This is a genomic window from Candidatus Njordibacter sp. Uisw_002 (assembly GCF_047730155.1).
In the GTDB taxonomy this organism is placed as follows: domain Bacteria; phylum Pseudomonadota; class Gammaproteobacteria; order Pseudomonadales; family Balneatricaceae; genus Njordibacter.
The window spans coordinates 226031-250919 of sequence record NZ_CP159832.1; the positions used below are offsets into that span (position 1 = coordinate 226031).

Annotated in this window: 21 protein-coding genes; 4 read left to right on the forward strand and 17 right to left on the reverse strand. The window is 44.9% G+C overall.

All coding sequences use genetic code 11. The features are described 5' to 3' along the window. Window positions 1-21: 21 nt before the first annotated feature. The gene (locus tag ABXT42_RS01090; protein ID WP_443628540.1) at window positions 22-669 is read left to right on the forward strand and encodes an arylesterase; all 648 of its coding nucleotides are present in this window, start codon (window positions 22-24) and stop codon (window positions 667-669) included. 56 nt (window positions 670-725) lie between these two features. On the opposite strand, the gene rpoH is transcribed toward ABXT42_RS01090, so the two are convergent. The 4 genes from rpoH to ftsY form a co-directional block, all read right to left on the reverse strand. Further along, window positions 726-1613, reverse strand: coding sequence for an RNA polymerase sigma factor RpoH (gene rpoH, locus ABXT42_RS01095; RefSeq protein WP_443628541.1), 888 nt, complete (start codon window positions 1611-1613; stop codon window positions 726-728). Window positions 1614-1854: 241 nt separating this feature from the next. Then, window positions 1855-2829, reverse strand: coding sequence for a permease-like cell division protein FtsX (ftsX, locus tag ABXT42_RS01100; protein ID WP_443628542.1), 975 nt, complete (start codon window positions 2827-2829; stop codon window positions 1855-1857). Window positions 2830-2831: 2 nt separating this feature from the next. Next, complete coding sequence (gene ftsE, locus ABXT42_RS01105) at window positions 2832-3503, reverse strand: cell division ATP-binding protein FtsE (protein ID WP_443628543.1); 672 nt, start codon at window positions 3501-3503, stop codon at window positions 2832-2834. Beyond that, window positions 3500-4693 carry a signal recognition particle-docking protein FtsY gene (gene ftsY / locus ABXT42_RS01110; protein WP_443628544.1) on the reverse strand — a complete coding sequence of 398 codons (1194 nt, stop codon included), beginning with the start codon at window positions 4691-4693 and terminating at the stop codon, window positions 3500-3502. Before ftsY ends, ftsE begins: the two co-directional genes overlap by 4 nt. 90 nt (window positions 4694-4783) lie before the next feature. Here ftsY and rsmD point away from each other — a divergent pair, with 90 nt between their 5' ends. Beyond that, window positions 4784-5464, forward strand: a complete 681-nt coding sequence (rsmD, locus tag ABXT42_RS01115; protein WP_443628545.1) for a 16S rRNA (guanine(966)-N(2))-methyltransferase RsmD — start codon at window positions 4784-4786, stop codon at window positions 5462-5464. Between the two features lie 23 nt (window positions 5465-5487). Here rsmD and astB read toward each other — a convergent pair whose 3' ends face one another. The 7 genes from astB to ABXT42_RS01150 form a co-directional block, all read right to left on the reverse strand. Continuing rightward, a complete protein-coding gene (gene astB, locus ABXT42_RS01120) occupies window positions 5488-6855 on the reverse strand; it encodes an N-succinylarginine dihydrolase (protein WP_443628546.1) in 1368 nt (455 codons plus the stop codon). A gap of 9 nt (window positions 6856-6864) precedes the next feature. Further along, on the reverse strand, window positions 6865-8328 hold the full coding sequence (gene astD, locus ABXT42_RS01125; RefSeq protein ID WP_443628547.1) for a succinylglutamate-semialdehyde dehydrogenase: 1464 nt from the start codon (window positions 8326-8328) through the stop codon (window positions 6865-6867). Between the two features lie 9 nt (window positions 8329-8337). Then, window positions 8338-9378, reverse strand: a complete 1041-nt coding sequence (astA, locus tag ABXT42_RS01130) for an arginine N-succinyltransferase (RefSeq protein WP_443628548.1) — start codon at window positions 9376-9378, stop codon at window positions 8338-8340. A gap of 141 nt (window positions 9379-9519) precedes the next feature. Further along, window positions 9520-10527 (reverse strand): arginine N-succinyltransferase, encoded by a 1008-nt coding sequence (locus tag ABXT42_RS01135; RefSeq protein WP_443628549.1) that lies wholly within the window; start codon window positions 10525-10527, stop codon window positions 9520-9522. Continuing rightward, on the reverse strand, window positions 10521-11789 hold the full coding sequence (locus ABXT42_RS01140; RefSeq protein ID WP_443628550.1) for a hydrolase: 1269 nt from the start codon (window positions 11787-11789) through the stop codon (window positions 10521-10523). Before ABXT42_RS01140 ends, ABXT42_RS01135 begins: the two co-directional genes overlap by 7 nt. Window positions 11790-11810: 21 nt before the next feature. Next, window positions 11811-13028, reverse strand: coding sequence for an aspartate aminotransferase family protein (locus ABXT42_RS01145; protein WP_443628551.1), 1218 nt, complete (start codon window positions 13026-13028; stop codon window positions 11811-11813). Window positions 13029-13083: 55 nt separating this feature from the next. Beyond that, entirely contained in the window at window positions 13084-17889 is a 4806-nt protein-coding gene (locus ABXT42_RS01150; protein ID WP_443628552.1) for an NAD-glutamate dehydrogenase, read from the reverse strand. Window positions 17890-18053: 164 nt separating this feature from the next. Between ABXT42_RS01150 and ABXT42_RS01155 the strand changes: the two genes are divergently transcribed. Then, complete coding sequence (locus ABXT42_RS01155) at window positions 18054-19049, forward strand: GlxA family transcriptional regulator (RefSeq protein WP_443628553.1); 996 nt, start codon at window positions 18054-18056, stop codon at window positions 19047-19049. Between the two features lie 25 nt (window positions 19050-19074). Further along, the gene (locus ABXT42_RS01160) at window positions 19075-19665 is read left to right on the forward strand and encodes a MarC family protein (RefSeq protein WP_443628554.1); all 591 of its coding nucleotides are present in this window, start codon (window positions 19075-19077) and stop codon (window positions 19663-19665) included. 31 nt (window positions 19666-19696) lie between these two features. Here the strand turns inward: ABXT42_RS01160 and ABXT42_RS01165 are convergent, their stop codons facing one another. The 6 genes from ABXT42_RS01165 to ABXT42_RS01190 all read right to left on the reverse strand — a co-directional run bounded on the left by ABXT42_RS01165 (window position 19697) and on the right by ABXT42_RS01190 (window position 24865). Continuing rightward, complete coding sequence (locus ABXT42_RS01165) at window positions 19697-20392, reverse strand: RraA family protein (RefSeq protein WP_443628555.1); 696 nt, start codon at window positions 20390-20392, stop codon at window positions 19697-19699. After that, complete coding sequence (locus ABXT42_RS01170; protein ID WP_443628556.1) at window positions 20392-21090, reverse strand: alpha/beta fold hydrolase; 699 nt, start codon at window positions 21088-21090, stop codon at window positions 20392-20394. Before ABXT42_RS01170 ends, ABXT42_RS01165 begins: the two co-directional genes overlap by 1 nt. A gap of 2 nt (window positions 21091-21092) precedes the next feature. Next, the gene (locus ABXT42_RS01175; protein WP_443628557.1) at window positions 21093-22055 is read right to left on the reverse strand and encodes a cupin domain-containing protein; all 963 of its coding nucleotides are present in this window, start codon (window positions 22053-22055) and stop codon (window positions 21093-21095) included. Between the two features lie 61 nt (window positions 22056-22116). Further along, window positions 22117-23085: a hypothetical protein gene (locus ABXT42_RS01180; RefSeq protein WP_443628558.1), complete on the reverse strand. Its 969-nt coding sequence runs from the start codon at window positions 23083-23085 to the stop codon at window positions 22117-22119. Next, complete coding sequence (locus ABXT42_RS01185; RefSeq protein ID WP_443628559.1) at window positions 23082-24101, reverse strand: LacI family DNA-binding transcriptional regulator; 1020 nt, start codon at window positions 24099-24101, stop codon at window positions 23082-23084. Before ABXT42_RS01185 ends, ABXT42_RS01180 begins: the two co-directional genes overlap by 4 nt. Then, window positions 24101-24865: an SDR family NAD(P)-dependent oxidoreductase gene (locus ABXT42_RS01190; protein WP_443628560.1), complete on the reverse strand. Its 765-nt coding sequence runs from the start codon at window positions 24863-24865 to the stop codon at window positions 24101-24103. Before ABXT42_RS01190 ends, ABXT42_RS01185 begins: the two co-directional genes overlap by 1 nt. Between the last annotated feature and the right edge of the window lie 24 nt (window positions 24866-24889).

Below are 24889 nucleotides of genomic sequence, written 5' to 3' on the forward strand. Positions count from 1 at the left end.
GCGAGTCACTAAGGAACGGGCATGAGACAATTTTTCAAATTATTTACATTTTATTTTATGTGCATGGCTAGTGCAGCAGGTTCATTTTGGATGCCTATAGCTTGGGCTAAAGATAACACAGTGTTGGTGATGGGAGACAGTTTAAGTGCAGGCTATGGGATGTCTTTAGAGCAAGCCTGGCCAACACTTTTACAAGGCAAGTTACATGAGAGTAGCTCAAAGGAAACGTGGCAAGTCATTAATGCCAGTGTCAGTGGTGAAACGACACAAGGTGGTGTGAGGCGCTTACCTGCTTTACTAGAAAAATTTGAGCCTAGGTGGGTTTTGTTGGAGCTAGGGGCAAACGATGGCCTGCGAGGTTATCCTATAGTAAATATCACAGCCAATTTATCCGCCATGATTGAACAGATTCAAGCCTCGGGCGCTAAAGTTGCGGTGCTTGGGATTCAGTTGCCTCCCAATTATGGGGCACGTTATACCAGTCCATTTTTTGCTCAGTATGCAATACTTGCAAAGAAGTACAACACTGCTCTAGTCCCTTTCTTATTGGAAAACGTTGCAGGTAACAGTGAGTTGATGCAGGCAGATGGCTTGCATCCTACATTGTCGGCACAGCCCATTATTATTGCTAATATATGGCAACATTTAGGTGAATTTTGGTTACCTTAAAATAGAAAAACCCACTCAAGGTGGGTTTTAAAATTGCTGTATTGCTTAAGCTTTGGTTAAAAAGCGTAAGCACCTTCACCATTATTTTCCATACCCACACTCATTGCAGCTTTGAGTTTTTTCATAGCGTTCTTTTCTAGTTGACGAATCCGCTCCGCAGATACTTCATACTGATCAGCTAAATTGTGTAATGTAGCCTTTGAATTACTAAGCCAGCGCTGTTGCAAAATATCACGGCTGCGCGGGTCTAAATCACCCATTGCAGTTGCCAAGCGAGTATTAGAGTCTTCTTCCCAATCACTTGCCTCCAATTGTCTAGCAGGATCGCCTGAATGATCTTCAAGATAATAGGCAGGGGCTTGGTATGCACTGTCGTCCTCGCCTTCTGGCGCATCAAATGGGGTGTCATGGGCAGACATACGACCTTCCATTTGCATAACTACCTTAGCATCAACACCTAGATCGGCAGCCATAGACTGCACTTCGTCATGGGTTAACCAAGCTAGCTTCTTTTTAGAGCTGCGTAAGTTGAAGAATAACTTACGTTGGCTTTTGGTAGTGGCTACTTTCACAATGCGCCAGTTACGTAAAATGTACTCGTGCATTTCAGCCTTAATCCAATGTACAGCAAAAGAAACTAAACGTACGCCCACTTCTGGGTTGTAGCGTTTCACAGCTTTCATCAATCCAGCATTACCTTCTTGCACTAAATCAGCAATAGGTAAACCATAACCAGAATAGCTTTTAGCGATATGAGCAACAAAGCGAAGGTGAGACATAACCAGTTGGCGGGCAGCATCTAAATCATTTTCATAATATAGGCGCTCGGCTAATGCACGTTCTTGCTCAACCGTGAGTATTGGGATGGTGCTAATCGTTTGTAGATAAGCTTCATGGCTTTGACCTGGTGCCAATGCATCGATGGCTGACAATGATTTAGTCATATATATCTCCGTTGTCTTTGGTTCGGTCTTAGGTATCACTTAAATATGGCTTTTGTTTTTTAGCCATTTTTCTGGATTACTGCCGTAATTACATGTGGTTTATGTTCAAAAATGACGATTACAAATACTTTTTGACTAAAACCGATAAAACTATGATAACTATTTTAGGGTTCAAATTGCCAGAGTGCAATGGCCAGGCCATTTTTTTAGCTGTAAAGCTCTGTAAACTATGCTTTAGGCTTCACTTAGGCTCAATTAGATTTAATTGTCGCCTTACAGCCAGCCCGGCACCCAGCACTGATAAGCTGCAGCTTGTCGCGATAAGGCTAAGGCTTCCCATCCAATTTAAACCCTGTAACTGCCAATCACTTTGGTAGCTTTGTGCCAGTGAAAGCAGAGGCTGATGTAAATAAATAACACCCAATTGAAGTATGATCCAAGCAATTAAGGCTGAAAATAGACCCGTCCAAAACCCCGCGTAGAGAAACGGACGGCGCAGATAGGCGTCAGTACCACCCACTAACTTAATCACCAAAATCTCCTCCCTGCGGCTTTCTATGTGCAAGCGCACAGTATTGCCCACCACAAGTAAAACACCAAGTGCTAGTAATAAGGCTAAGCTGTAAGTAAAACGCTGGCTTGTCAGTAATAGTGATTGCAGGCGGTCCAACCATGCCATATCAACTAATACCTGATCAATATTATCTTGCAGACGTAATTCTTGTGTCATCTTTTTTAGGGCATGTGGACTTAAAGATGCATTTGTAGGCTCTATAAGTATAGTGGCAGGTAAGGGGTTTTCTGTAAGGCTAGATAATATATCCTCAAGTCCACTACTGGATTTAAACTCGATTAAAGCCTGCGCAGCAGAAAGGTAGCTCACTTTAGCAATATCTGGCCTTGTAGCTAACTCTCTACTAATGAGTTGTCCTTGCTCATCAGTGGTATTAAGAGACAAAAACACACTGATGTGGCTACTTTGGTTTACCTGTTGGCCTAGGTGTGAAGCTTGACTTAAAAGCAACATTAACGCTGCGGGCAGTGCCAATGCTATGGCGACTGTGAGCCAGGTTAATAAATTTGATAGAGGTGTTCTCCACAAACGTTCCCAGCTACTAACGAGCACTTCTTTGTGCTCTCTAAGTAAACGTTTACTTGCGCTTTCCGGTTGTGTGCGACTAGCGTTGTGGGTAGGTGGTTTGTTAAAAAATGCCATTATTAATGTCCCATCAACGAAGCAGACCCACTTATTCGGCCTTGGTTAAGCGCAATAACTGGATGTGGTAAACGTTGAATAAGCTCTAAATCATGACTTGCAATAAGTATGCTGACACCAACTTGATTAAACTGCTGAAATAAACGCATTATTTCAGCTGATAAATCAGGATCTAAGTTACCTGTAGGTTCGTCAGCCAATATAAGTTTGGGTTTGTTAACAATAGCGCGTGCTATGCCAACGCGCTGTTGTTCTCCGGTAGAAAGAGTTTGGGGTGATAGCCTTTCTTTATCGAGTAAGCCCACTTTATCAAGTGCGGCTCTTACGCGTCGTCCAGAATCACGTTCATTGTAGCCGCTAATTTTAAGAGGCAGGGCCACGTTATCAAATACAGAGTAATCCATTAATAGCTGGTGATTCTGAAACACTAGGCCAATTTTTCTACGATGAGCTGGCACTTGTGCGCGACTAAGTTGGCTCAAATCTTGTCGATCTACAATGACTTTACCGCTAGTTGGGCGTTCCATAAGCATTATTAACTTTAATAATGTACTTTTTCCTGCTCCTGAATGGCCTGTTAAAAAAGCCATAGCACCACGTTGTAAATGGAAGTTTGCATTTACTAAGGCGGTTTTTTCATGATATTTTTTGCTGACCTGCTCGAAACTAATCATGAGTCACTTTCTTTGCTATTATCGTCGCTTAGATTAGCCTCACTAAAGAGCGCATCAATAAATTCCTTAGCTTCAAACGGACGCAAGTCTTCAGCCTGTTCACCTACTCCAATAAAACGAATGGGTAGTTTTAGCTGCTGCGCCATGGCAAAAATAACACCGCCCTTAGCTGTTCCATCAAGTTTGGTGAGGGTGATCCCTGTCACGCCAACAGCAGCACCAAACAAGGTAGCTTGGCTTAAAGCATTTTGGCCAGTAGCCGCATCAAGCACTAACATGACTTCATGAGGTGCATTAACATCAATTTTTTGCATAACGCGCACAATCTTACTTAATTCGTCCATAAGGTGTGATTTATTTTGCAAGCGTCCAGCGGTATCAGCAATCACTACATCAATGCCTTTGGCTTTTGCGGATTGTACGGCATCAAAAATGACAGAAGCACTATCTGCCCCCGTGTGCTGCGCCACCACAGGTACTTCGTTACGCTTACCCCATTCTTGCAACTGTTCAACAGCTGCTGCACGAAACGTGTCACCGGCGGCCAGTAATACAGACTTACCTTGGCTTTGGAAGCGCTTACTTAACTTACCTATGGTAGTGGTTTTGCCTGCGCCATTAACCCCCACCATAAGAATAACGAAGGGAGTGTCTTGTTGTGGAATTTCTAGGGGTGCTTGGCTACTTTGTAACAATGCCCCAAGTTCATCCTTTAATGCACTATAAAGGGCTTGGGGGTCTTGTAGGTCTTTACGTGCCACCCCTTCGCTAAGCTTTTTAAGTAAGCTAGTGGTTGCTTCTATACCAACATCAGCGACCAATAATTGGGTCTCAATTTCTTCAAATAGGTCATCATCAATCTGTTTGGCACCTAAAAACAAATGGGCCAGGCCATCTCCTAAATTACTACGAGTGCGACTGAGACCACTTTTAATACGTCCAAAAAAGCTTTTTTTAGGTAAATCCTCTGGCTTGATTTCGACAACAATTCGGGCTTGCTCTTCTAAAATAGTGGCTGGTGCGCTAGCTTCTTCATATGCTAGCGCATCTTGTAAGGGGGCATTTTCTGGCTTCACTAGAGGCGCTGCTTCTTCTGGTGCAGGTTTTTTGTTTTTACCAAATAAGTTGAACAGGGCCATAGTGTTTGGTGTGTCTCGGTGTATGCAAACTAATAAGTTAAATTTTAGCATAGCTTTTACTTATGTATGCTTCTTTTATGTAGCGATTGCCTTAGAATAGAGACCCTGACTGATTCAAAAAAATGACCCTTAGGCACCTGTATGGCCCGTAAACCTGTTTCAAAATCTAATCGCTCTTCTGCTAAGCCACATGCCTTTGGTGTTGCTTCAAGTAAAGTGGTGCCAATTGGACAGGCAGGCCGTCAAAGCTTGCGCATTATTGCTGGGCAATGGAGAGGGCGAAAAATCCCTTTTGCTACAGTGTCAGGCCTTCGACCTACTCAAGATAGGGTGAGAGAAACGCTATTTAACTGGGTGGCTGATGGCATTTCTGGTGCAAGGTGTTTAGATTTATATGCAGGCACTGGAGCTCTTGGTTTGGAAGCGTTGTCTCGTGGCGCTAAGCAGGTTGATTTTGTGGAACTATCTAACGTGGCTTCCAGTGCACTCAATGACAACTTAAAAAAACTGCCTATCGAACAAGATCAAATTGCAAAAGTAGAGCAAATGAGTAGTTTTGATTGGCTCAGATGTTATAAAAATAACTCACAAGCAATAGGACAGGCCAAACCCTATAATCTAGTGCTGCTAGACCCGCCCTTTGCCCTAGCGCTTATGCAAGACACTCTCACAGCCTTATTTGAAGCTCAATGTTTAGCTCCCAAGGCCTTGATCTATGTAGAGCAAGCCACAGCGCTTTCAGAGCTAGAGTTGCCAGCAGGCTGGACGTTATACCGTAGTAAAAAAGCAGGCCAAGTGTTTTATGGGCTGATTAGCTGCTAACCAGCTTGCCTACTTGCCTACAATTAATGTTGAAAGGGGTAAACGCTGCCTAAACACAATATTTGGGTTAATTCATCTAGTGCACTATGACTCTCTATTAGCAGCTGTGGATCTGCTAGGTCTTGCTCACACAAAGACTCTCGGTAATGCGTTTCTGTCCAAGCCATTAAACGATCAAACAAGCTTTGATTCATCATACACGCAGGGTTCACTGCCGCCAGCTCAGTCACATTAAGCACCACGCGAAGGCGCAAACAAGCAGGGCCACCGCCATTGCTCATACTTTGTTTAAGATCAAATGCAAGCACTTCTTCTATGGCGTTGTCACCAGCAACAAGCTCATCTAAATAGGCGCTTACAGGGCCATTTTGACGACACTCTTGAGGCACAATAAGGCCCATTTTTCCACTTTTTAGGTGTGGAAGATTTAATAATTGACTGTTAAATAAGTAGCTATTAACGGCATCTTCAAGAGATACTTTGGCAGTGGGCACTTCAATAAACTGCACTGGGTCATGGCCAAGGCTTCGCATTGCTTTTTGCAAGCTGTGGTTAACTTGGTGAGTATTGAGAAAGGCCTGTTGGTGGTAAAAAGACACATTACCATTGCCTACAGCGATCACATCATTGTGAAATACACCCGCGTCGATCACCTTTGGGTTTTGCTGAGCAAACACTGTGTGTTGATCTTTTAAGCCATGTAAACGTGCTACGGCTTCAGAGGCTTCTAAGCTTTGCCGTGCAGGGTACTTAGCAGGCTTTGGCGCTTGGGCATTGAAGGATTGCTGGCCATAAACAAAAAATTCTACTCCAGGCTTGCCATAATCTTGGCAAAAACGGGTGTGGTTGGCTGCACCTTCGTCACCAAAATGGTCAGAAGAAGGTAGTGCTTTGTGGTGAGCAAACACATTTTCATCGTTAAAGGTGGCTTGTAAAATGCGCCCCGTAGTGTCGTGCTCAATAGAGCGGTGAAAACGATTCACTAGGTTTGCTGGGGTAAAATGCAAACGACCATCCATACAGTCAGCACTGGGGGACACTGTGGCAGCATTGGCTGACCACATGCTAGAGGCAGAATAACAAGAGGCTAGTATTGCAGGACTTACTTTTGCTGCGTGTTGAATCACTTGGCTATCAGTGCCAGTAAATCCAAGGCGTCGTAAAGTATGTAAATCTGGACGAGAATGCGGCGCTAGCACCCCTTGTGCCATGCCCATGTCGTGCAGAGCTTTCATCTTTTGCAGGCCTTGTTGGGCGGCTTGTTTAGGGTTGGATGAGCGTGCGAAATTACTCTGGGAGGCCACATTGCCATGAGACAATCCACCGTAGTTATGGGTGGGCCCTACTAGGCCATCAAAATTTGCTTCGCAAGTGGGTATAGACGAGTTCATTTTGACTCCTTATAGATCTAGGCCTGGGCTTAATTGTGCTGGCATAGTGAGGGTATCTGCTTCGATAGACGCCACAGGATAAGCACAATAATCAGCCGCATAAAAAGCACTGGCACGGTGGTTACCACTGGCTCCCACACCGCCAAATGGAGAGGCACCACTTGCGCCTGTAATCTGTTTATTCCAGTTGACGATACCCGCACGAATACGAGGTAAAAAATAATCGTATTCTTTGCGAGAATCACTTAACAAGCCTGCAGATAAACCAAAGCTTGTATCGTTTGCCATAGAAATGGCTTGGTCAAAATCGTCATAGCGCACTAGGGTAAGTAATGGGCCAAAATACTCTTCATCGGGTAAGGCAGTCACGTGGGTTACATCTAACAAGGCTGGGCTTAGTAGCCCAGTATTTTGCACCAGCAAAGTCATCTCCACCAAAGCCTTAGCACCTTTGTTGATTAACCTTTGCTGTGCGCTCAACAATTGCTGGGCTGATGCAGATGAAATAACGCTGCCCATAAATGGCGCAGGCTCATCATCATACAAACCTACTCTAATTTTACCAATAGCGCTCACCAAAAGATCGACTAACTGATCACCTTGCTTACCCTTAGGCACATACAAACGACGGGCACAGGTGCAGCGTTGGCCAGCAGAAATATAAGCAGATTGAATAATTTCATGCACTGCAGCGCGTGGATCGCTCACTTGGCTTACAATAAGAGGATTATTACCACCCATCTCTAACGCCAAAATTTTGTCAGGGCGACCGGCGTATTGCTCATGCAATAACATCCCCGTGCTAGAGCTTCCTGTGAAAAATAAACCATCAATACCCTTGTGGTTGGCCAATGCAATGCCTGTGTCACGAGCGCCTTGCACTAGGTTAAGTACCCCTGCAGGAAGCCCCGCATCCAACCAACATTGCACTGTAAGCTCTGCCACCATTGGTGTTTGCTCGCTGGGTTTAAATACCACTGTATTACCTGCCAAAAGGGCGGGCACAATGTGCCCATTGGGTAAATGACCTGGAAAATTGTAGGGGCCAAAAACAGCTACTACACCATGGGGGCGGTGGCGCAACCATGCTTGAGTGCCAGGGGGTGAGGGCTTACTCACAACACCTGTTCGTTGCTCGTAGGCTTGGGCAGATAAGTCGATTTTACCCACCATAGCACCTGCTTCAGTGCGTGTTTCCCATAAGGGTTTACCTGTTTCTTGCGCGATAGCTACGGCTATGCGCTCGGCCTTTTCTTTCAATTGCGCTTGAAAGGCTTTGACCATGTGTAGGCGTGTTTCATAGGGTGTTACAGCCCAAGCAGGAAAAGCCTTGCGAGCAGCCATAATAGCGTCATCCACTTGCTGGCTATTAGCCCCTTGGCCTTGCCACAGCACATCGTTATTGGCAGGGTTAATAGAACAAAAGGAGGGACCATTGCCTGCTAACCATTGGTTATTAATTAAGTGTGTCATCACTATTCCTTATGCTGAGGCGCGTTGAGAAAATAAAGGCACTAACCTAACGGTGTCTAAGGCAGTGACGTGTAGATTGCTGGCTAATTCACTGCTAATGCACAGTGGGCCAGACTCAGGTACCTTGATATAAACCATAGTGCACCGATAACCATCCAAAAGAGTATTACTAATAAGGTAAGGAACTGTACCGATAGGTATATGGTCTTCTATTTTTACAAGATAATTTTTACTCTCTCTTACCGCTCGAATATCGTTTACTTGTGTTTCTAAGGTAGGTCCAGCATCAAAAATGTCTACATACCCTTGATACCGAAACCCTTCATCTTCTAACATTTTTCGCGCAGGCAAGGTGTTGCCATGCACTTCGCCTATTACGTCACGGGCGGCTTTTGGCAATAAATTAATGTACAAAGGATGTCTTGGCATTAACTGCGCAATAAACTCTTTTTTGCCTAGCCCTGTTAAGTGATCTGCATCAGCAAATGGCATATCAAAAAAGTGAGCACCTAATCCATCCCAAAAAGGAGATTGCCCATTTTCATCGGACACACCACGCATTTCAGCAATAATTTTAGCTTCAAAACGATGTGCAAATTGAGCCAAGAAAAGGAATCGGCTCTTGGATAGCAATTGACCATTTTTACTATGGCGGTAGTCGGGGTCTAAAAACAATGTACACACTTCTGCGCATGCGGTTTGATCATTACTTAAATACAAAGTGGGAAAAGAATTGTGTACCTTAAGCTCGCGGCTAGAATGCACTAAAGTACCAATGCGGTAACTATACCAAGGGCTAGATAAACCAATAGAGGATTCAATGCCACAAATACCCACCACTGTATTGGTGTGGGTGTCTTCCATAACAAACACATAGCTTTGCTCAGTAGTAAAATCTACCTCACTATTAAAGGCTGACAGTGACGCTGTAATTTTGCCAGCAATATGATTAGGATCTGCAGGCAACGAAGTAAAGCCTACTCCTGCTTTATAAGCCAAATTGAGCAAAGCATCGGCATCGCTGGCCATTAAAGGGCGGATTATCATCATAGGTCTGTTCCAGAAGGTCTATGTACACTATCTTATGTAGCAATAGTATAGGTATAGGTATGCACATTCTTTAGCATTTACACTTCTGGATTTAGCCATAGAGACTTTTTTGACTAGGGTTTTATAAAGGCAATCAAATTTTTATAGGTGGCAATAGGTGAGGGTGTTGCCAGCGGCTACCTGTAAACCCTCCAGTTGGGCCTTGCTAAGCACCAAAGCGTCACTTTGTTTACGAGCCAAAATGCAACGAAAATCAACACAGCTATTGTTGCACACCAACACGCGCTTACCTTGCACTACTTCATCACCCATTACTGCTTGGGTTTGTTCTGCGTGGCGTATGGTACGTATAAGCCGAGTTCGTGCTTCCAGTATAGGCCCCGCATCAAAAATATCCACATGGCCTTCTAGGTGCATGCCTTCGTGTTCTAAAATATTTACAATGTCTTCGGCATCATCATGGTGCTGGCCTATCACGTCTTGTGCTTGCTGATTTAACAAAGGCACATACAGCGGGTAACGTGGCATAAGGTTGGTGATAAAATGCTTGTTGCTAGAGGTGGTTAGCAAATCTGCTTTGGCAAAGTCCATAGTAAAAAAATGTCGACCTACACCTTCCCAAAAAGGGGAAATGCCATTTTCGTCAATCACACCTTTTATTTCGGCAATAGTAGTCGCTGAAAAGCGCTCTGGAAAACAAGTCATAAATAGTAAGCGAGATTTGGAAAGAAGTTGGTCGTAAAAATCGCAACGGTAATCTGGCTCTATATAAAACGAGCTTAGGCGTGAAGCACCAGTGTAATCATGGGACATGTGCAAAGCCGGTACACGGTTGTTAATTGCTAAATCACTAGAGCTGTGAGTCACCTGATCTATGCGGTAGGTATAGTAAGGCTCACTCAAACCCACGGTGGCATCAGCGGTGCAGGTGCCTACCAATTGGTGGGTAAGGGTGTCTTCCATTACAAAGGTATAACCCTCTTCACCGGCGTGATCTACACTTGCTGCAAACGACAGCTCACTGTGGTTTATTTTTTGCGCAAGCTGGACAGCGTTGTTAGGCAGGTTGGTGTGGCCTACGCCCGCCGCTGCCGCAAAGTTATTAAAGGTTTTGGTGTCATCTTTTTTGATCGGTCTTACGATTAACATGGCATAGACTCCATACCTTCTCGCTTAAGCCAAGCTAAGTCGTTGCTTTGGGCTAGGCGTAATAAGATTAAAGCACTTAATTGTGAGCGAGTGGTGAGGCTTGATAACACCATGTATTCATCGCTACTGTGTATTTTACCACCCTGCACGCCCAAGGTATCAATGTTGGGTAGGCCTGCAGCGGCCAAATTATTGCCATCACAGCAGCCTCCAGTGGGTAAAAACTCAAGGGCTAAGCCTAAGCTCTCACCACAAGACTGCACCAGTTTACACAGGGTTTCATTAGCAGGGCTTAGTACTTTGGGCGCACGGCCAAAACCGCCATGTAGCTCTATAGTAATGCCATCTTTGGCATTAATAGTGGCTAAAATGATGGCTATTTGTGCTTCACACCAAGTTTGTTGCTTACTATGTTCAATACGGATATTAAAGCGCATGGTGCAGGTGTCAGGTACTATATTTACAGCCCCTCCGCCTTGTATAAAGCCTGGGTTGATGGTGATACCTTGTTGTTGGCCATTAAGGTCATCTAAGGCGCTGGTAAAATCGGCCATAACGCGCAGGGCGTTGCGGCCAATGTGATGTTCTCTGCCGGCATGAGCTGCCTTGCCTTTGGTAACCACCGCAAAATTACCACTGCCTTTGCGAGCTCCTGCTAGGTTGCCATCTGCAAAGGAGGGTTCGTAAATTAAACCCAAGTGATGGCGTTTTGCAATGTTACCAAACAAGGCGCTAGAGCTTGGTGAGCCTATTTCCTCATCAGGATTAAATAAAATCTCCCAGCCCAATTTTTCTTGTAGTGAGCTACGCTCAAAGGCCTCTAGGGCTTTAAGCATTACTACAATGCCGCCTTTAAGATCGGCCACCCCAGGGCCATTGATTGTGTCCTCATCTAGCTGTGTGATGGTCTGGAATGGATGGTCAATTGGGAAAACTGTGTCCATATGTGCGCATAAAAAAATCTGTGTGGGTGCTTGTGGGCGCTTAAATAGGCGTAAGGCTTGACCTAAGGGTTTTTGATTTCGATTACCAAAATCATCCACCACTTCATGGGGAGGCATGGGAATGTATTCTAATTCACAGTCTAGTACTTTGCTCCATAAAGCTAAAGTGTCAGCTACTTTGTTGACACCTTCTACATTATAGCTGCCCGAGTTAATGCTGGCCAAGGTCCACAAGTGTTGCACCATAACGCTTTGCTGTGTGGCAATCCATTCTAAGGTTTGTGCTTCCAATGTATTGTTCACAGTAAAGTCAGTCATGGTTTTCTCGGTGCTTTTCTATTATGTGGCGTTAATGATGTCACTAATGGCGGCTTCTAAAATAGCCAAGCCTGCATCAATATCAGCCTCGGGTATTAATAGAGACGGTGCCATTCGGATTACGTTTGGCCCAGCAACCAATACCAACAAGCCTTTGGCTTGGGCCGCTTTTAAAAACTCACCCGCTCGACCTTGGTATTCACTATTAAGTGCGCAGCCCAACAATAAGCCTTTACCTCGTACTTCGTTACAAAAAGGTAAACGAATATTAATGGCTTCAAGCCCAGCTTTGAAACGCTTACTCTTGGCGTTGACACCAGCCAACACTTCAGGAGTATTAACAATGTCGATGACTGCTTCAGCAATGGAGCAAGCCAATGGGTTACCACCGTAAGTGCTGCCGTGGGTGCCAATGGCTAGGCTTGTGGCTACTTTGTCAGTGGTGAGCATGGCAGCCACAGGAAACCCATTACCCAAACCTTTAGCTGTGGTTAGGATGTCGGGAATAACGCCTGTTTGTTGATACCCATATAAAGTGCCTAAACGCCCAGCGCCAGTTTGCACCTCGTCCAAAACTAATAATGCGTTATGCTGATCACACAACTCACGGGCGCGTTTTATGAACGCCGGATCTGCATCAATAATGCCGCCTTCGCCTTGCAGTGGCTCCATAATAATGGCACATGTTTTGTTAGAAACTGCTGCTTCTAAAGCTTTAATATCGTTGTACGGTAAGTGGGTAATGCCTTCTAAAGCTGGGCCAAAGCCTTGGCTGTATTTAGGCTGCCCACCTACACTCACAGTAAATAAAGTGCGTCCGTGGAAACCTTGCTCAAAGGCAATGATTTCGTTTTTCTCTTCACCAAAATGATCTACAGCAAAGCGGCGCGCCAATTTAAACGCAGCTTCGTTGGCCTCAGCGCCAGAGTTTGCAAAGTATACTTTTTGCGCAAAAGTAGCATCTGTAAGTTTTTTGGCCAAGCGCAAAGCCGGCTCGTTGGTCATTACGTTGGAAATGTGCCATAGCTTCTCGCCTTGTTCCTTTAAGGTGGCTACAAGCTTAGGGTGACTATGGCCGACACTAGTTACTGCAATGCCACCGGCAAAATCGATGTATTCATTATCACTTTGGTCCCAAATACGTGAGCCTTTTCCTCGCACAGGTATCACTGGGGCTGGCGCATAGTTAGGCACCATTACTTCATCAAACAGGGCGCGTGTTACGGGGGTATTAGTCATAAAAAGTCCTAAGTTCTGTAATGTTTAATAATGTTTTCAATAACGCTCATGGCTCTTAGCTGGCTTTAAGCTTAGCGATTTCTCTCACCGCAACAGACAGCATAGCCAAATTGATGTCGGTATTACTTTGTAGCTCTCCAAACACACTTAAACAGCGTTCAATCTTATCTTTATTGCGCAATTCCCATGCTGGGTTTTGATCGCTAGAAATTACTGCTTGGGTGAGCTTAGCTAAGCTGTCTTCAAACTCTTGTTTAAGGCTAACCTTTGCTTTGCGCTGCCATGGATCTTGGCTTGGCAAATTGGCAATAGCTTGGTTTAGCCAATCGCCTTCAAAACGTTCATATAACCCATACCATGTTTGAGCGGTAGCTATTACTTGTGTGCCACACTGGTTGGCCACTTGCACCACGTCTAGGCCATGGTATAAAAAATCTAACAGGCTTAAGCGCCTACTAGTGTTTGATTCCATACCGTTTGCACTGAGTTCATCTGCGTTAGTGTCGATGCGCTGAGATACTGCTTGCGGTAATAAATCGCCTAGGGCCGCGTAATAAATGGCCATAGGCTCTTTATAAAGGTCTACCATGGTTTGAATAGGCTCACCTTGGTGGGTGCTTAATAACCATAACGTAAGATCTTCTAATAAATACTGAACGTTTGTATGCAGTGCCATAGACTGTTTGTAGTCTAATATTAATGTCACTCTATCCAGCTCACTCCAAAGACTCTTGGCATCTATAATGTCGCATGCAGCAGTAAATACGCGTGCGATATCGCCTGCTTGGGCGCCCATGTCTTCTTGTAAATAGTCACCAAAAGTGGCGCCCATGCGGTTGCCAATTTGGTTGGTAACATGGGTTGCAATAATTTCACTGCGCAGTGGGTGGGTTGCAATAGCTGGAGCATATTTTTGGCTAAGCACCTTTGGAAAATAATCCTCTAGGCTGTGAGCTAAATAGCTATCATTGCCAATGTCAGCATCCATTAGCTGGTCAAACCAACGCATTTTACTATAAGCCAATAACACCGATATTTCAGGGCGAGTTAAGCCGTCTTGGGCTTTAGCAAGTTCGTCGATGCGGGCATCATCAGGCAAACCTTCTAAGGTACGGTTCAAACGGCCTTGCTTTTCTAGGCTATGTATAAGGCGTTTATGATCACTTAAGCTTGCGCTGGCCTGACCCTGGGCGATACTTAATACTAAGGTTTGATGGTAATTGTGGTTGAGTACTAAATCACCCACTTCATCGGTCATACTCGCAAGCAAAGTATTGCGTTGTTTTAGGGTCATGTCGCCTGCATCAACTAACTGGCTGAGTAGTATTTTAATGTTAACTTCATGGTCAGAGCTGTCCACACCAGCAGAGTTATCGATGGCATCGGTGTTGATAAATCCACCGGCTTGGGCAAATTCAATACGCCCATGTTGAGAGCAGCCTAAATTACCACCTTCGCCAATCACTTTAGCGCCTAGTTGATTGCCATTCACTCGCAGGTTGTCATTGGCAGGATCGCCAATGTCGCTATGGCTTTCGTTACTCGCCTTGACATAAGTGCCAATGCCACCATTCCAAAATAGGTCCACGGGCATTTTTAGTAAGGCATGGATCAACTCATTAGGTGCCATCTGTGTAGCATCGGTGCTGAGCATGCTCTGCATTTGCGGACTAAGTTTGATGGACTTTGCCGAACGATCAAAAATACCGCCACCTTTAGAAATAAGCTTGGTGTCATAATCGCTCCAGCTGGAGCGAGGCAATACAAACAATCGTTGACGTTCAGCAAATGTTTTAGCGGCATCAGGTGTGGGGTCTATAAAAATATGCAGGTGGTTAAATGCAGCTTGTAAACAAATATTCTCAGACAAAAGCATGCCGTTGCCAAACACATCGCCTGCCATGTCGCCTACACCCACCACCGTGAAGTTTTGGGTTTGGCAGTCTCGGCCTTGTTCGGCAAATAAACGTTTAACAGATTCCCATGCACCACGGGCGGTTATGCCCATTTTTTTATGGTCATAACCATTGGCGCCGCCAGAAGCAAAAGCATCGCCTAGCCAAAAGCTATTTTTTTCTGAAATCGAGTTAGCAAGGTCAGAAAATGTTGCGGTGCCTTTATCGGCTGCTACAACTAGGTATGGGTCGTCATCGTCATAACGCACCACTTGTTTAGGAGCAATGACCTGCTTTTCGACTATATTATCGGTGATATCAAGCAGGGCTTGAATAAAGGTAGAGTAGCTGCGGATTACTTCTGCCATCATTACTTCTCGGTCTTTTGTGGTGGGTAATTGCTTACATACAAATCCACCTTTAGCACCCACAGGCACAATAACGGCATTTTTTACCATTTGAGCTTTTACCAAGCCCAACACTTCTGTGCGGTAATCTTCCCGGCGATCAGACCAGCGTAAACCGCCTCGCGCGACCTTGCCGCCCCGCAAATGAACACCTTCCACCCAGGTGGAGTAGATGAAAATTTCGTACTTAGGTAAAGGTAAAGGCACCCCAGGAATAAGGCTTGGGTCTAGCTTACATGATAGGTATTCATGGCGTTCACCACTGCCGTCAGTTTGATAGTAGTTGGTGCGTAACATGGCCATAATAGTGGCCAAGAAATACTTCACTATTCGGTCTTCGTCAAGGTTGCTCACCCTTTCTAAGGCTAAACTGATGTCTTCTTGTAGTGAATCAATAAGGCCATTTGATGGCCTATTTTCAGGGTCGAATCTAGCTTCAAATAAGCGCACTAAGGTATGAGTAATGCTTGCATTGCTCACCAAAGTTTTCTGCATATAGGTTTGACTAAAGGGCACTTGTATCTGCAGTAAGTAGCGACTGATAGCCCGAATTAGTACGGTTTGTTGCCAAGTGAGTTGGGCGGTCAATATAAGGCTATTGAAACGATCGTTAGCCACACGTCCTGTATAAATCTGGCTAAAGGCTTCTTGGAAGTGCTCTTTCACATTGGCGGCATCAAGGTCTACTTGATGGTCAATCTCAATCACAAAATCAATAATCCACTGATCCAACCCCGACTCTGATTCAATCGTATAGGGGTGGGCATTGATTACTTTTACCCCCATGCGCTCCAAAATAGGTAGCACGTCTGATAAAGCTTTTGCTTGGCCATGGCCAAACACTTTGAAGCTTAAGCTTTTATCGACGTTGCGTAATGAGCGATATAAGTAGGTTGATAAGGGTTTTTCATGACTAATTTTCTGCAAGCGTAGCAGGTCCATAACTGCCACTTGCGCAGAAAAATTTTCTTGATACGCCAAGGGAAACGCCTGGCCATATTGTTTAAACAGTTGGTTGCCTTTGGCTTCACCTTGTTTACTGTTCAAAGCGTGATGTAAGTGATCACTCCAAGACAGCATGGCATCACGCATTTGTTGTTCAATGTCGTTAATGTCAAAGTCTGTGTTGTGAATGTCATGGCCATGCACTGTTAGCTGAACCCGAGCTAAGGGTTGCTCAGAAAACATCACGTTAAACTCAACGCTGGTGCCGTCAAACTCACTCATGAGAATGTTTTGCATTTTTATACGAAGGGCTGTATTAAACCGCTCTCTTGGCACGTAAACCAAGGCCGTAGCAAAGCGACCAAAGGTGTCCAGACGCAAGAAAAGGCGCAAATGATGACGTTCTTGGGTTTGCAATATGCCGCGAATGATAGGGTAGAGCTCATCTACACTGGCTTGCAACATCTCATCGCGGGGGTAGCTGTTGAGTATGTGCTGTAAAGCTTTGCCTTTGTGGCTATTGGGTAGTTGTTCAATACGATCACGCAGATCTTGGGCTTTGCGTCGAAGTAATGGAATCTCATCTATACGTGCGGTGTAAGCGGCAGAAGAATATAAACCAAAGAACCGCTCTTCACCAATCACATTGCCTTGCTCATCAAAACGTTTGAGTCCAAGGTAATCAAAGTTAACAGGGCGATGCACCGAAGAGCGGCTGGTCGACTTGGTCATTACCAGCATGTCGCTGCGCATGGCTAGCTCTGAATGTTGTAACGATAAGGTGCTGGGCAAAAGGCTATCAGGCGTACAATTGTCATCTCGAAAACTACCCAAACCTGTACCTTTTTTTGGTTTAAGTTCGCATAAGCCAGTTATAGGGTCTTTTTTAAGCCCATAAGAACGATAACCAATAAAGGTGAAGTGGTTGTTTGATACCCAGCGTAAAAAGGCAATATTTTCTTCTAGGTCTTGCGGTGCAATGGGTAAATTTTGTGACTCCAAGGTGTCAATAATAGACACTAATTTACTGCGCATAGGCACCCAATCATCCACCACTAAACGTACATCACTGATTATTTGAGTGAGGGTTGTAATAATCTGTGTAACCACGCTAGGCTCATTTTGCTGATCAATTTCAAACCGCATCACCGCTTCCAAATTGGCGTTTTCGGCTTTGCCCGTAAAGGGTGAGATACTAGTAATATTGCCTTTTTTATCTCGCTCTACAGCTACTACAGGGTGAGTGGTAATATGAATAGTGTGGCCTAGATGAATCAAAGCGTTAGTAATGGAGGACACCAAAAAGGCCTTGTCATCGCATACGATATCGACCACGGTATGGCTGGTATACCACTGATGTTCCTCATGGTTAGGGTTATATACACGAATATTAACCTGGTCGTTATGACGTGGTTTTACACTATCCCACAAGCTGGTTACTGCGCCATATAAATTGTCTGTATCAAATTGTAATAACTCTGCTGGAATGCTTTCAGCATAATACAGGCGCGCAAATTGCTGCATAAGTTCACTGTTAGGCTTTTTTTGGCGCTTATGGATGAGATCGCAAACTAAGTCTATGGCGATATTTTTTTTATCCGTTAAGGTGCGCATTCAGTATTTCCTTGAGTCAAAATAAGAATCTTGTTATTGCAGCGTCTATTATTCAAGAAACTGCCTTTGGGCACTAGGGGGTAAGTTGAGTCGGTGCGACCCATTTTTTGGTAAAATGACGTTTTTGTGCCCCAACTCAATAATACAGTGTATCCTTGCGACTTATGTCTAATTCTCAAAATTTTCACACTGTTGGACTGCTTTTACTCCCCCATGCAAGCTTGAGCCATTATGGTCAAATTGCTGAGCTGTTATTGCATACTAATCAGGTATTGGAGCACACTAAATACAAACTGCAGCCCATGTGTGTAGGTGGTGAGTGCGTGTTAGGAAAAGTGGCCAATTATTTAGATAGTGGGAAAGTGGAAACCCTGTTTATTGTTGGGAATTTGATCGCACCTTATGAAACAGATGTCGTGTTAGAACGCTGGTTGGTTCAGCAATCTAGAATGGGTGTAAAAATCTTAGCCATAGGTACTGGAATATTTCCTCTAGCTAACGCAGGCTTACTCAATAATAATCGCAGTTGTTGCCATTGGTCGATGATTGAAAAGTTGCGTATTAGCCATCCCCAAGTCCTTTGGACTCATCAGCTTTTTGAACAAGAAGAACAGCTAATGACTTGTGCGGGCGGGGCCTCAACCACAGACCTTTTACTTGCATGGTTGGCCCAACAGCAAGGGTTGGATGTGGCAGTGCAGCTGTCTGAGTGGTTTTTAGTTGAACGCATGCGGCCCCAAGACGCTCAACAACGCATCCCGTTGAAAGCTCGTATTGGTTCCAGCCAACCCAAGCTTATTGAAGCGGTTACTTTGATGGAAACTAATATTGAAGAACCACTATCGCCTGATGACTTGGCTTATCATGTGGGCCTGTCTAGGCGACACTTAGAACGTTTGTTTAAAAAACACTTAGATAGTGTGCCATCACGCTTTTATTTGCAATTAAGGTTAGACAAAGCTCGCCAAATGTTACGAGACACAGACCGATCTATTGTCGAGGTGGGCATGGCGTGTGGATTTTCTTCTGCCAGTCACTTTAGCACCACATATCGAACCCATTTTAACGTGACGCCACGCCAAGAGCGTGGTCGGGCCACTTATGTAGAATCTGCCCCCAGTTGGAACCATACCGTTGCTATTCAGCGACGCTTAGATTAATTTTTTATGCCCTATTGAGACTTTTATGGATATTTTTGCAGCCGCCACTTTATTGTTTTTAGTTATGGACCCTTTGGGAAATATCCCGTTATTTTTGTCTGTATTAAAGCAAGTGCCTGAAAAAAGGCGTAACTTAGTGCTGCGCCGTGAGCTGATTATTGCTTATATTGTTTTGTTAATGTTTTTGGTACTTGGCCCCTATATTTTGTCGTTTTTGCAAGTTTCTCAAGAAGCTATCCGTATCGGTGGGGGCATTGTCTTGTTTGTGATTGCCTTAAAAATGGTGTTTCCACAAGAAGCGGGTTTGCTAGGGAAAACACCAGCGGGTGAACCATTTATTGTGCCACTAGCGATTCCTTTAATGGCAGGGCCGTCTAGTTTAGCTATGATTATGCTAATGCGTAAATCAGCTGAAGGTCAGTGGCTGGAGCTATGGTTAGCAGTAACAGCTGCTTGGATTGTATCGGCAGCTATCTTGCTGGCTTCCAAGAAACTCTATCGTTTACTGGGTGAAAAAGGTTTGTTTGCCATTGAACGTTTGATGGGAATGGTGCTCATTATTATGGCTGTGCAGATGTTGCTTGAAGGCACTGCGCAATATCTGCATTTGCGATAATTTAACCCATACCTAGGTATAAAATTTTTACTTAGGTGCGGGCATTTTCAAATTCCGCCCAGGCCTTTTCAAACGCAGCAAAATCAAAGCCTTTTTTGCTTGCCGGGCCAAGGATCAGTTGTTCGGTGCTAAGTAATTTATCGATGGCTGCTTCTAGCACTGGAATTACCTGGGGTGGAATGACTAGTGCGCCATGCCTATCAGCATGTACTAGATCTCCATTGTTCACTTGCATGCCAAAAATAGTCACAGGTTGGCCAATGGTGCGCACATGCACAAACCCGTGACTTGGGCCAATGGAACCCGCAACTACTGGAAATGCACTAGGTAAGTCACCCAAATCTCGCATTACCCCATTAGTGAGCGCGCCACCTAAGCCAAAAGCTTTGTGTATAGTAGTGTTAATCTCCCCCCAATAGGCACCAATAGCATGGGGATAATCCAAATCCTCAACTACGGCAATAGCCGGTCTAACGCCTGCAGACATGTACTCATAGTAATCTGCCCGTCTTTGTTTAATTATGCTGGGGTTTTCTGAAGAGGGCGCTAGAGCTGCAATTTGTGCTGTGCGAGCATAGCCCACCATAGCGCCATCTATAGTGCTTGAGGCAAGCATTGTGCCTCTAGTAAATTGGTTGAATCCACGCTGGCCTTGGGCCACTTCGATAGCATTACATACCGTAGGAGTATCTACTGTTTTGAGTTTTTCTAGCAAAGAATTATTCATTATTTAGTCATCCATTGTGTGAGAGCGGCAGAGGTTGCTTTGGGCTGCTCAAGTGGGGGAATATGGCCAGCCTTAGGAATACTGATGAAGGTTGACTGAGGTAAGAGCGACATCATGCATAGGTGCCGATCTAAAGGACATAGCTCATCTTCTTCACCCATCAATATTAGACAAGGTTTATGAAAATTGGCTAAAGTGTCTTGTTGATCGTGGCGATTTTTCAGAGCCAGCGATTGTCTTATAAAGGCCTCTTTGCCTAAAGTTAATCCCATATCGATACACAGTTGCTCTAATTGTGTGTGGGGATAATGATTAGTGAAATAACGTGGCACCATAGTTTCACGCAACACTTGCTCCAAAAAACCTGCCTTTGCAGCATCTATTTGCGGCTTACGAGCTGCTTTCACATCTGCTATTTCGGCTTTAGGATTAGTATCCATCAAGGCCAGACGGGTGACTCTATGTGGGGCTTGGCGAACTATCTCCATAGCTACTATACCTCCCATAGATAAACCAGCTAAGGCAAACTCTTTAGGTGCTCGAGCTAAAACTTGAGCAGCAATATCAGCCATATTATCAGCCCCACTAATACAGCCTACCTGACATTGGGCAATATTTTTTAGAGCATCGATTTGTGGGGCATACATACGGCTGTCACACATCATGCCGGGCAATAAAATAAGTGCGGGAAGACTCATCGTTATTTCTTGTCGCGCAGCCAAGTAAAACCTGCTTTATCGTCTGTGCCACTTATTCGATACAAACTTGCTTCACCACTTACGCATACTTCTAGTCCATGAGATAGATTGGGAGGTATCCAGCATGTGTCGCCGGGGTTTAATACCACCTCATTATTCCCCCACGTTAGACGCCAATGGCCACAGACGACCATCAATACTTCATGTTGAGGATTAACATAAGCCTGGCAAGTAATAGATCCACGAGTTAGCAGCTCTACTTCAAAGCCTGGTTTGTCCTTGATAAGGGAGGTCTCTCCAATGACTGGACAGGGTTCATCTCTTGCTAAGGCCATCATATCCCAATACCTGGCGACGTAGTCGGGCACTATTTGGTGCACAGGGGTTTCACTGATTTGTGCCAGCTGCTGCTCTGAAAGCTGCGCCATGGGTTGTTCATCAGCAGGCAACATTTGACCTTTTTTAGTGTCGTACAAAACACCTGATTCACTCAAGGTTAGGCCGTGTGATTTTGCAGTTTCCAATACATGAGGAGCCCATTCAACGCCGCCTCCCGAATCGTCTCCACCTAAAATAGCCATGATCATGGCGTAGTCTGTGCCCACGTTTTCAAAGCCGCGAAACACTCTAGTAGGAATATTAATGAGGTCTCCCTTTTGTAAGATTACTTCACCCGCATCGCCGTTTATACCCCAAAAAAAACGCCATTTACCGCTTAATATAAAAAACACTTCTGCAGTATTATGAAAATGCAACGAATTGATACAGCCAGGAGGTTGGCCAGCCGCGCCGATATTAAACCCTGGTGTGGCTTTGATGTGTACGTGTTGATCAGGGCTTTCGGCAACACCAGCACCAATAATAGTGAAATTCTCCTTTTGGTTTGAGCCTGGTGTGTGGGCATCAATAAATGCACTGCGACACGGCTTTAGATTGCCATAACGTACTACTTCTGGTTCCATCATAGGGTTATCCTGAGTGTCTAATAAGAGATGTTTGACTGTGCTTCATTATCAATTGGGAGCGCTAGCCCGCGTGCATAAGAATTTGCTTCCACACCGAAGTCTCATCAAACAAAACAAATTCACGCCTTAGCCCGTGGGGGCCAAATTCAACGTGAGCAGCCGCCATAACATAAACATCGGCCCCTGTGGGTTTGCCAAAGCTGCCCCAACCGTCATGCTTACCATGCAAGCTGAAGCGGATAGCAGCTCTAGGTGACATCATAGGGTCTTGGCGACCTATTTGGTGCTCAATGGTAAATTTTGCACTTGGAAAGCTGGCACGTAACCCCATCCAGAATCGCTCAACAGCATCCCACGAATGCGAAGTAACCCCTCCAGGCTGCTCTGCCTGACAGGCGCGGTCATATTCAGATTTTATGCAGCTAATTTCAGCGCTCATGATGCGATGCAAAATATCTGCATAGCGCTGACCAAATTCATCATCGTTACCTTTGCCTTGGTATGGGCCTGGCACATCGATGGCGGGGGTGAAAGGTTGCACGCATTGATCTACACCACCTTCTGTGGCTATTAAGTCTGCGGCGAAATCTTTAGGGTCAATGCCAAGTTGGCGCACAACGGCACCTTGATCACGGATGAGCCATTCATCATCGATTTGATTGTTTTTTGCGTGACAATCGGCAATCACTCGGTACTTCAGCGCTTTACCTGAGGCCTTGCCATAAATACCATCACCTAAATGAGTAGCAGTGGTTAGAATTCGATGAGAAGACAGCATTCCATCTTCGGGTGTGCCAGACCAGATTACATCTTCACCAAGTAATTGCCGGTCGGGGAACTCCGCAAGAGTAGCCATGGTAGCCCCAATCACATGCTGATTGCCGATTACTAAGGAGCCTGGTGAGCGCACTGGAATGTGTTTACTGTAGTAATGGTTGAGTGAAGCTAAATCACGATGTTCCCAAATTTCTTGAGTAATACCTAAGATATAGTCGGGAAAATCCTTAAACTTGCTATTAAAGCCTTTCATGAAATCCATCCTTCAGGGATGCGGGCAGAGCCGCGTACAATAATAGGGGAGCCTATAGATATTTGCTGGCTTTGCAGGCCATTACCATGTATTTGTTCCATTAAAATGCGCACGGTTTCTTGCACCATTTGTTCTGCACGCTGACGCACAGTGGTTAGGTTGTAAGCTGGCCACGCTGCTGCTGGAACGTCGTCATAGCTGATCACTGATATATCTTCTGGTATCCGCAAGCCTAATTCAAAGCGTAATGTGTCCATGACTGCAAAGGCCATATGATCATTAGCTACAAAAACTGCATCGGGTTTGTTTTTAGCAAACATGCGTCTAGTGGCTTCACTTGCTTTTTCCATAGAAAAATTACCTACTTCACGAGCGTATAAACCCATACCCGCTTGCTGCAATGCGGCAGTAAATCCAAATTCCCGGTCACGTTGCGTTGAAGCGCCTTCCCAGCCGGCGATATAGCCAATCTTTTCATGACCTGCGGCTAACAAAAATCGCGCTGCTTTTGCGCCACCTGAAAAGTTATCTGAGGTGACGCAAGAGAGACCTTCTCCGTCTTGCGATCGGTTAAAAAGCACAATGGGCACGCCGGCCAAATGGCAACGTTTAGCCAGCTGCGAAGACAGTGCTACAGAAGCAACAATAATGCCTTCAACCTGATAATCAAGGATTTCTTCAACTACAGAATCAATATTCCCAGCTGTTTTAGAAGCCATGAAAATCAACACGTGATAGCCCTTTTCTTGCAACTGGGTGGATAGTTTTTCAATGGCGTCTGGGTAGAATTGATTTTCTAAATAGGCCACAACTAAACCAATGATTCGACTTTTCCCCGACACCATTGCCCGCGCAAGTACGTTGGGCCGATAGCCTAATGCCGCGGCTGCTTTATGCACTTTAAGAATGGTTTTTTTAGAGGCAGAGGCCCCTGATGTGTATACACGACTCACCGCAGACTGACTAACGCCAGCTAGTTGAGCAACCTGTTGAGAAGTAACTTTTTCTTTTAGCATTAGCCTGCAGTCCAGCCACCATCAACCATTAAAGCACTGCCTGTGACTAGAGATGAAGCATCACTTGCTAGATATATAACAGCCCCCATAATATCTTGTACTGTGCCAACTCGGTCTAGCTTAATCTTGCTATCGATCCATGCACGTTTCTCAGGATCTGCAAAGGTGGCTGCAGTCAGCTCTGTAAGTATAAAAGTAGGGCAAATAGTGTTGACTCGAATACCTTGCTTTCCCCATTCAATCGCCATCGCTTTAGTAAAACCTTCAACGGCATGCTTTGACGCACAATAAGCGGCCCTTTCTTGACCACCGATATATGCCATTTGACTAGATATGTTAATCAAACTCCCCTCTTTTTTACTGGAAAGTAGGCCCTTTGCAACAGCTTGAGTAAGAAAGTACGCCCCTTTAAGATTAATATTCATCACAGCATCAAAGTCGTCAGGCTGAGTATCTATGGCCTTACAATGGCGGGCTAAGCCTGCCGAATTAACAAGTATCTCAAATGGGCCATGTGCTTCAATCAATTTTTGTGTCTGCTCAATATTAGAGACATCCATAACCAAAGCGCTTGCTTTTAGGCCTTCTGCAATTAGCGCCTGTGTGATGGTGTCTAATTCAGATGCTCGGCGAGCTGCCAAGGTGACATCGGCTCCTGCTCTGGCTAGGGCTACTGCACAGGCAGCGCCTATTCCAGAGGAAGCTCCTGTGACGATGGCTTTTTGTCCAACCAGACTAAAGCTGGGTGATGCTGGTAAAATCATATCTTATCTCTTTTGTGGTGTGCT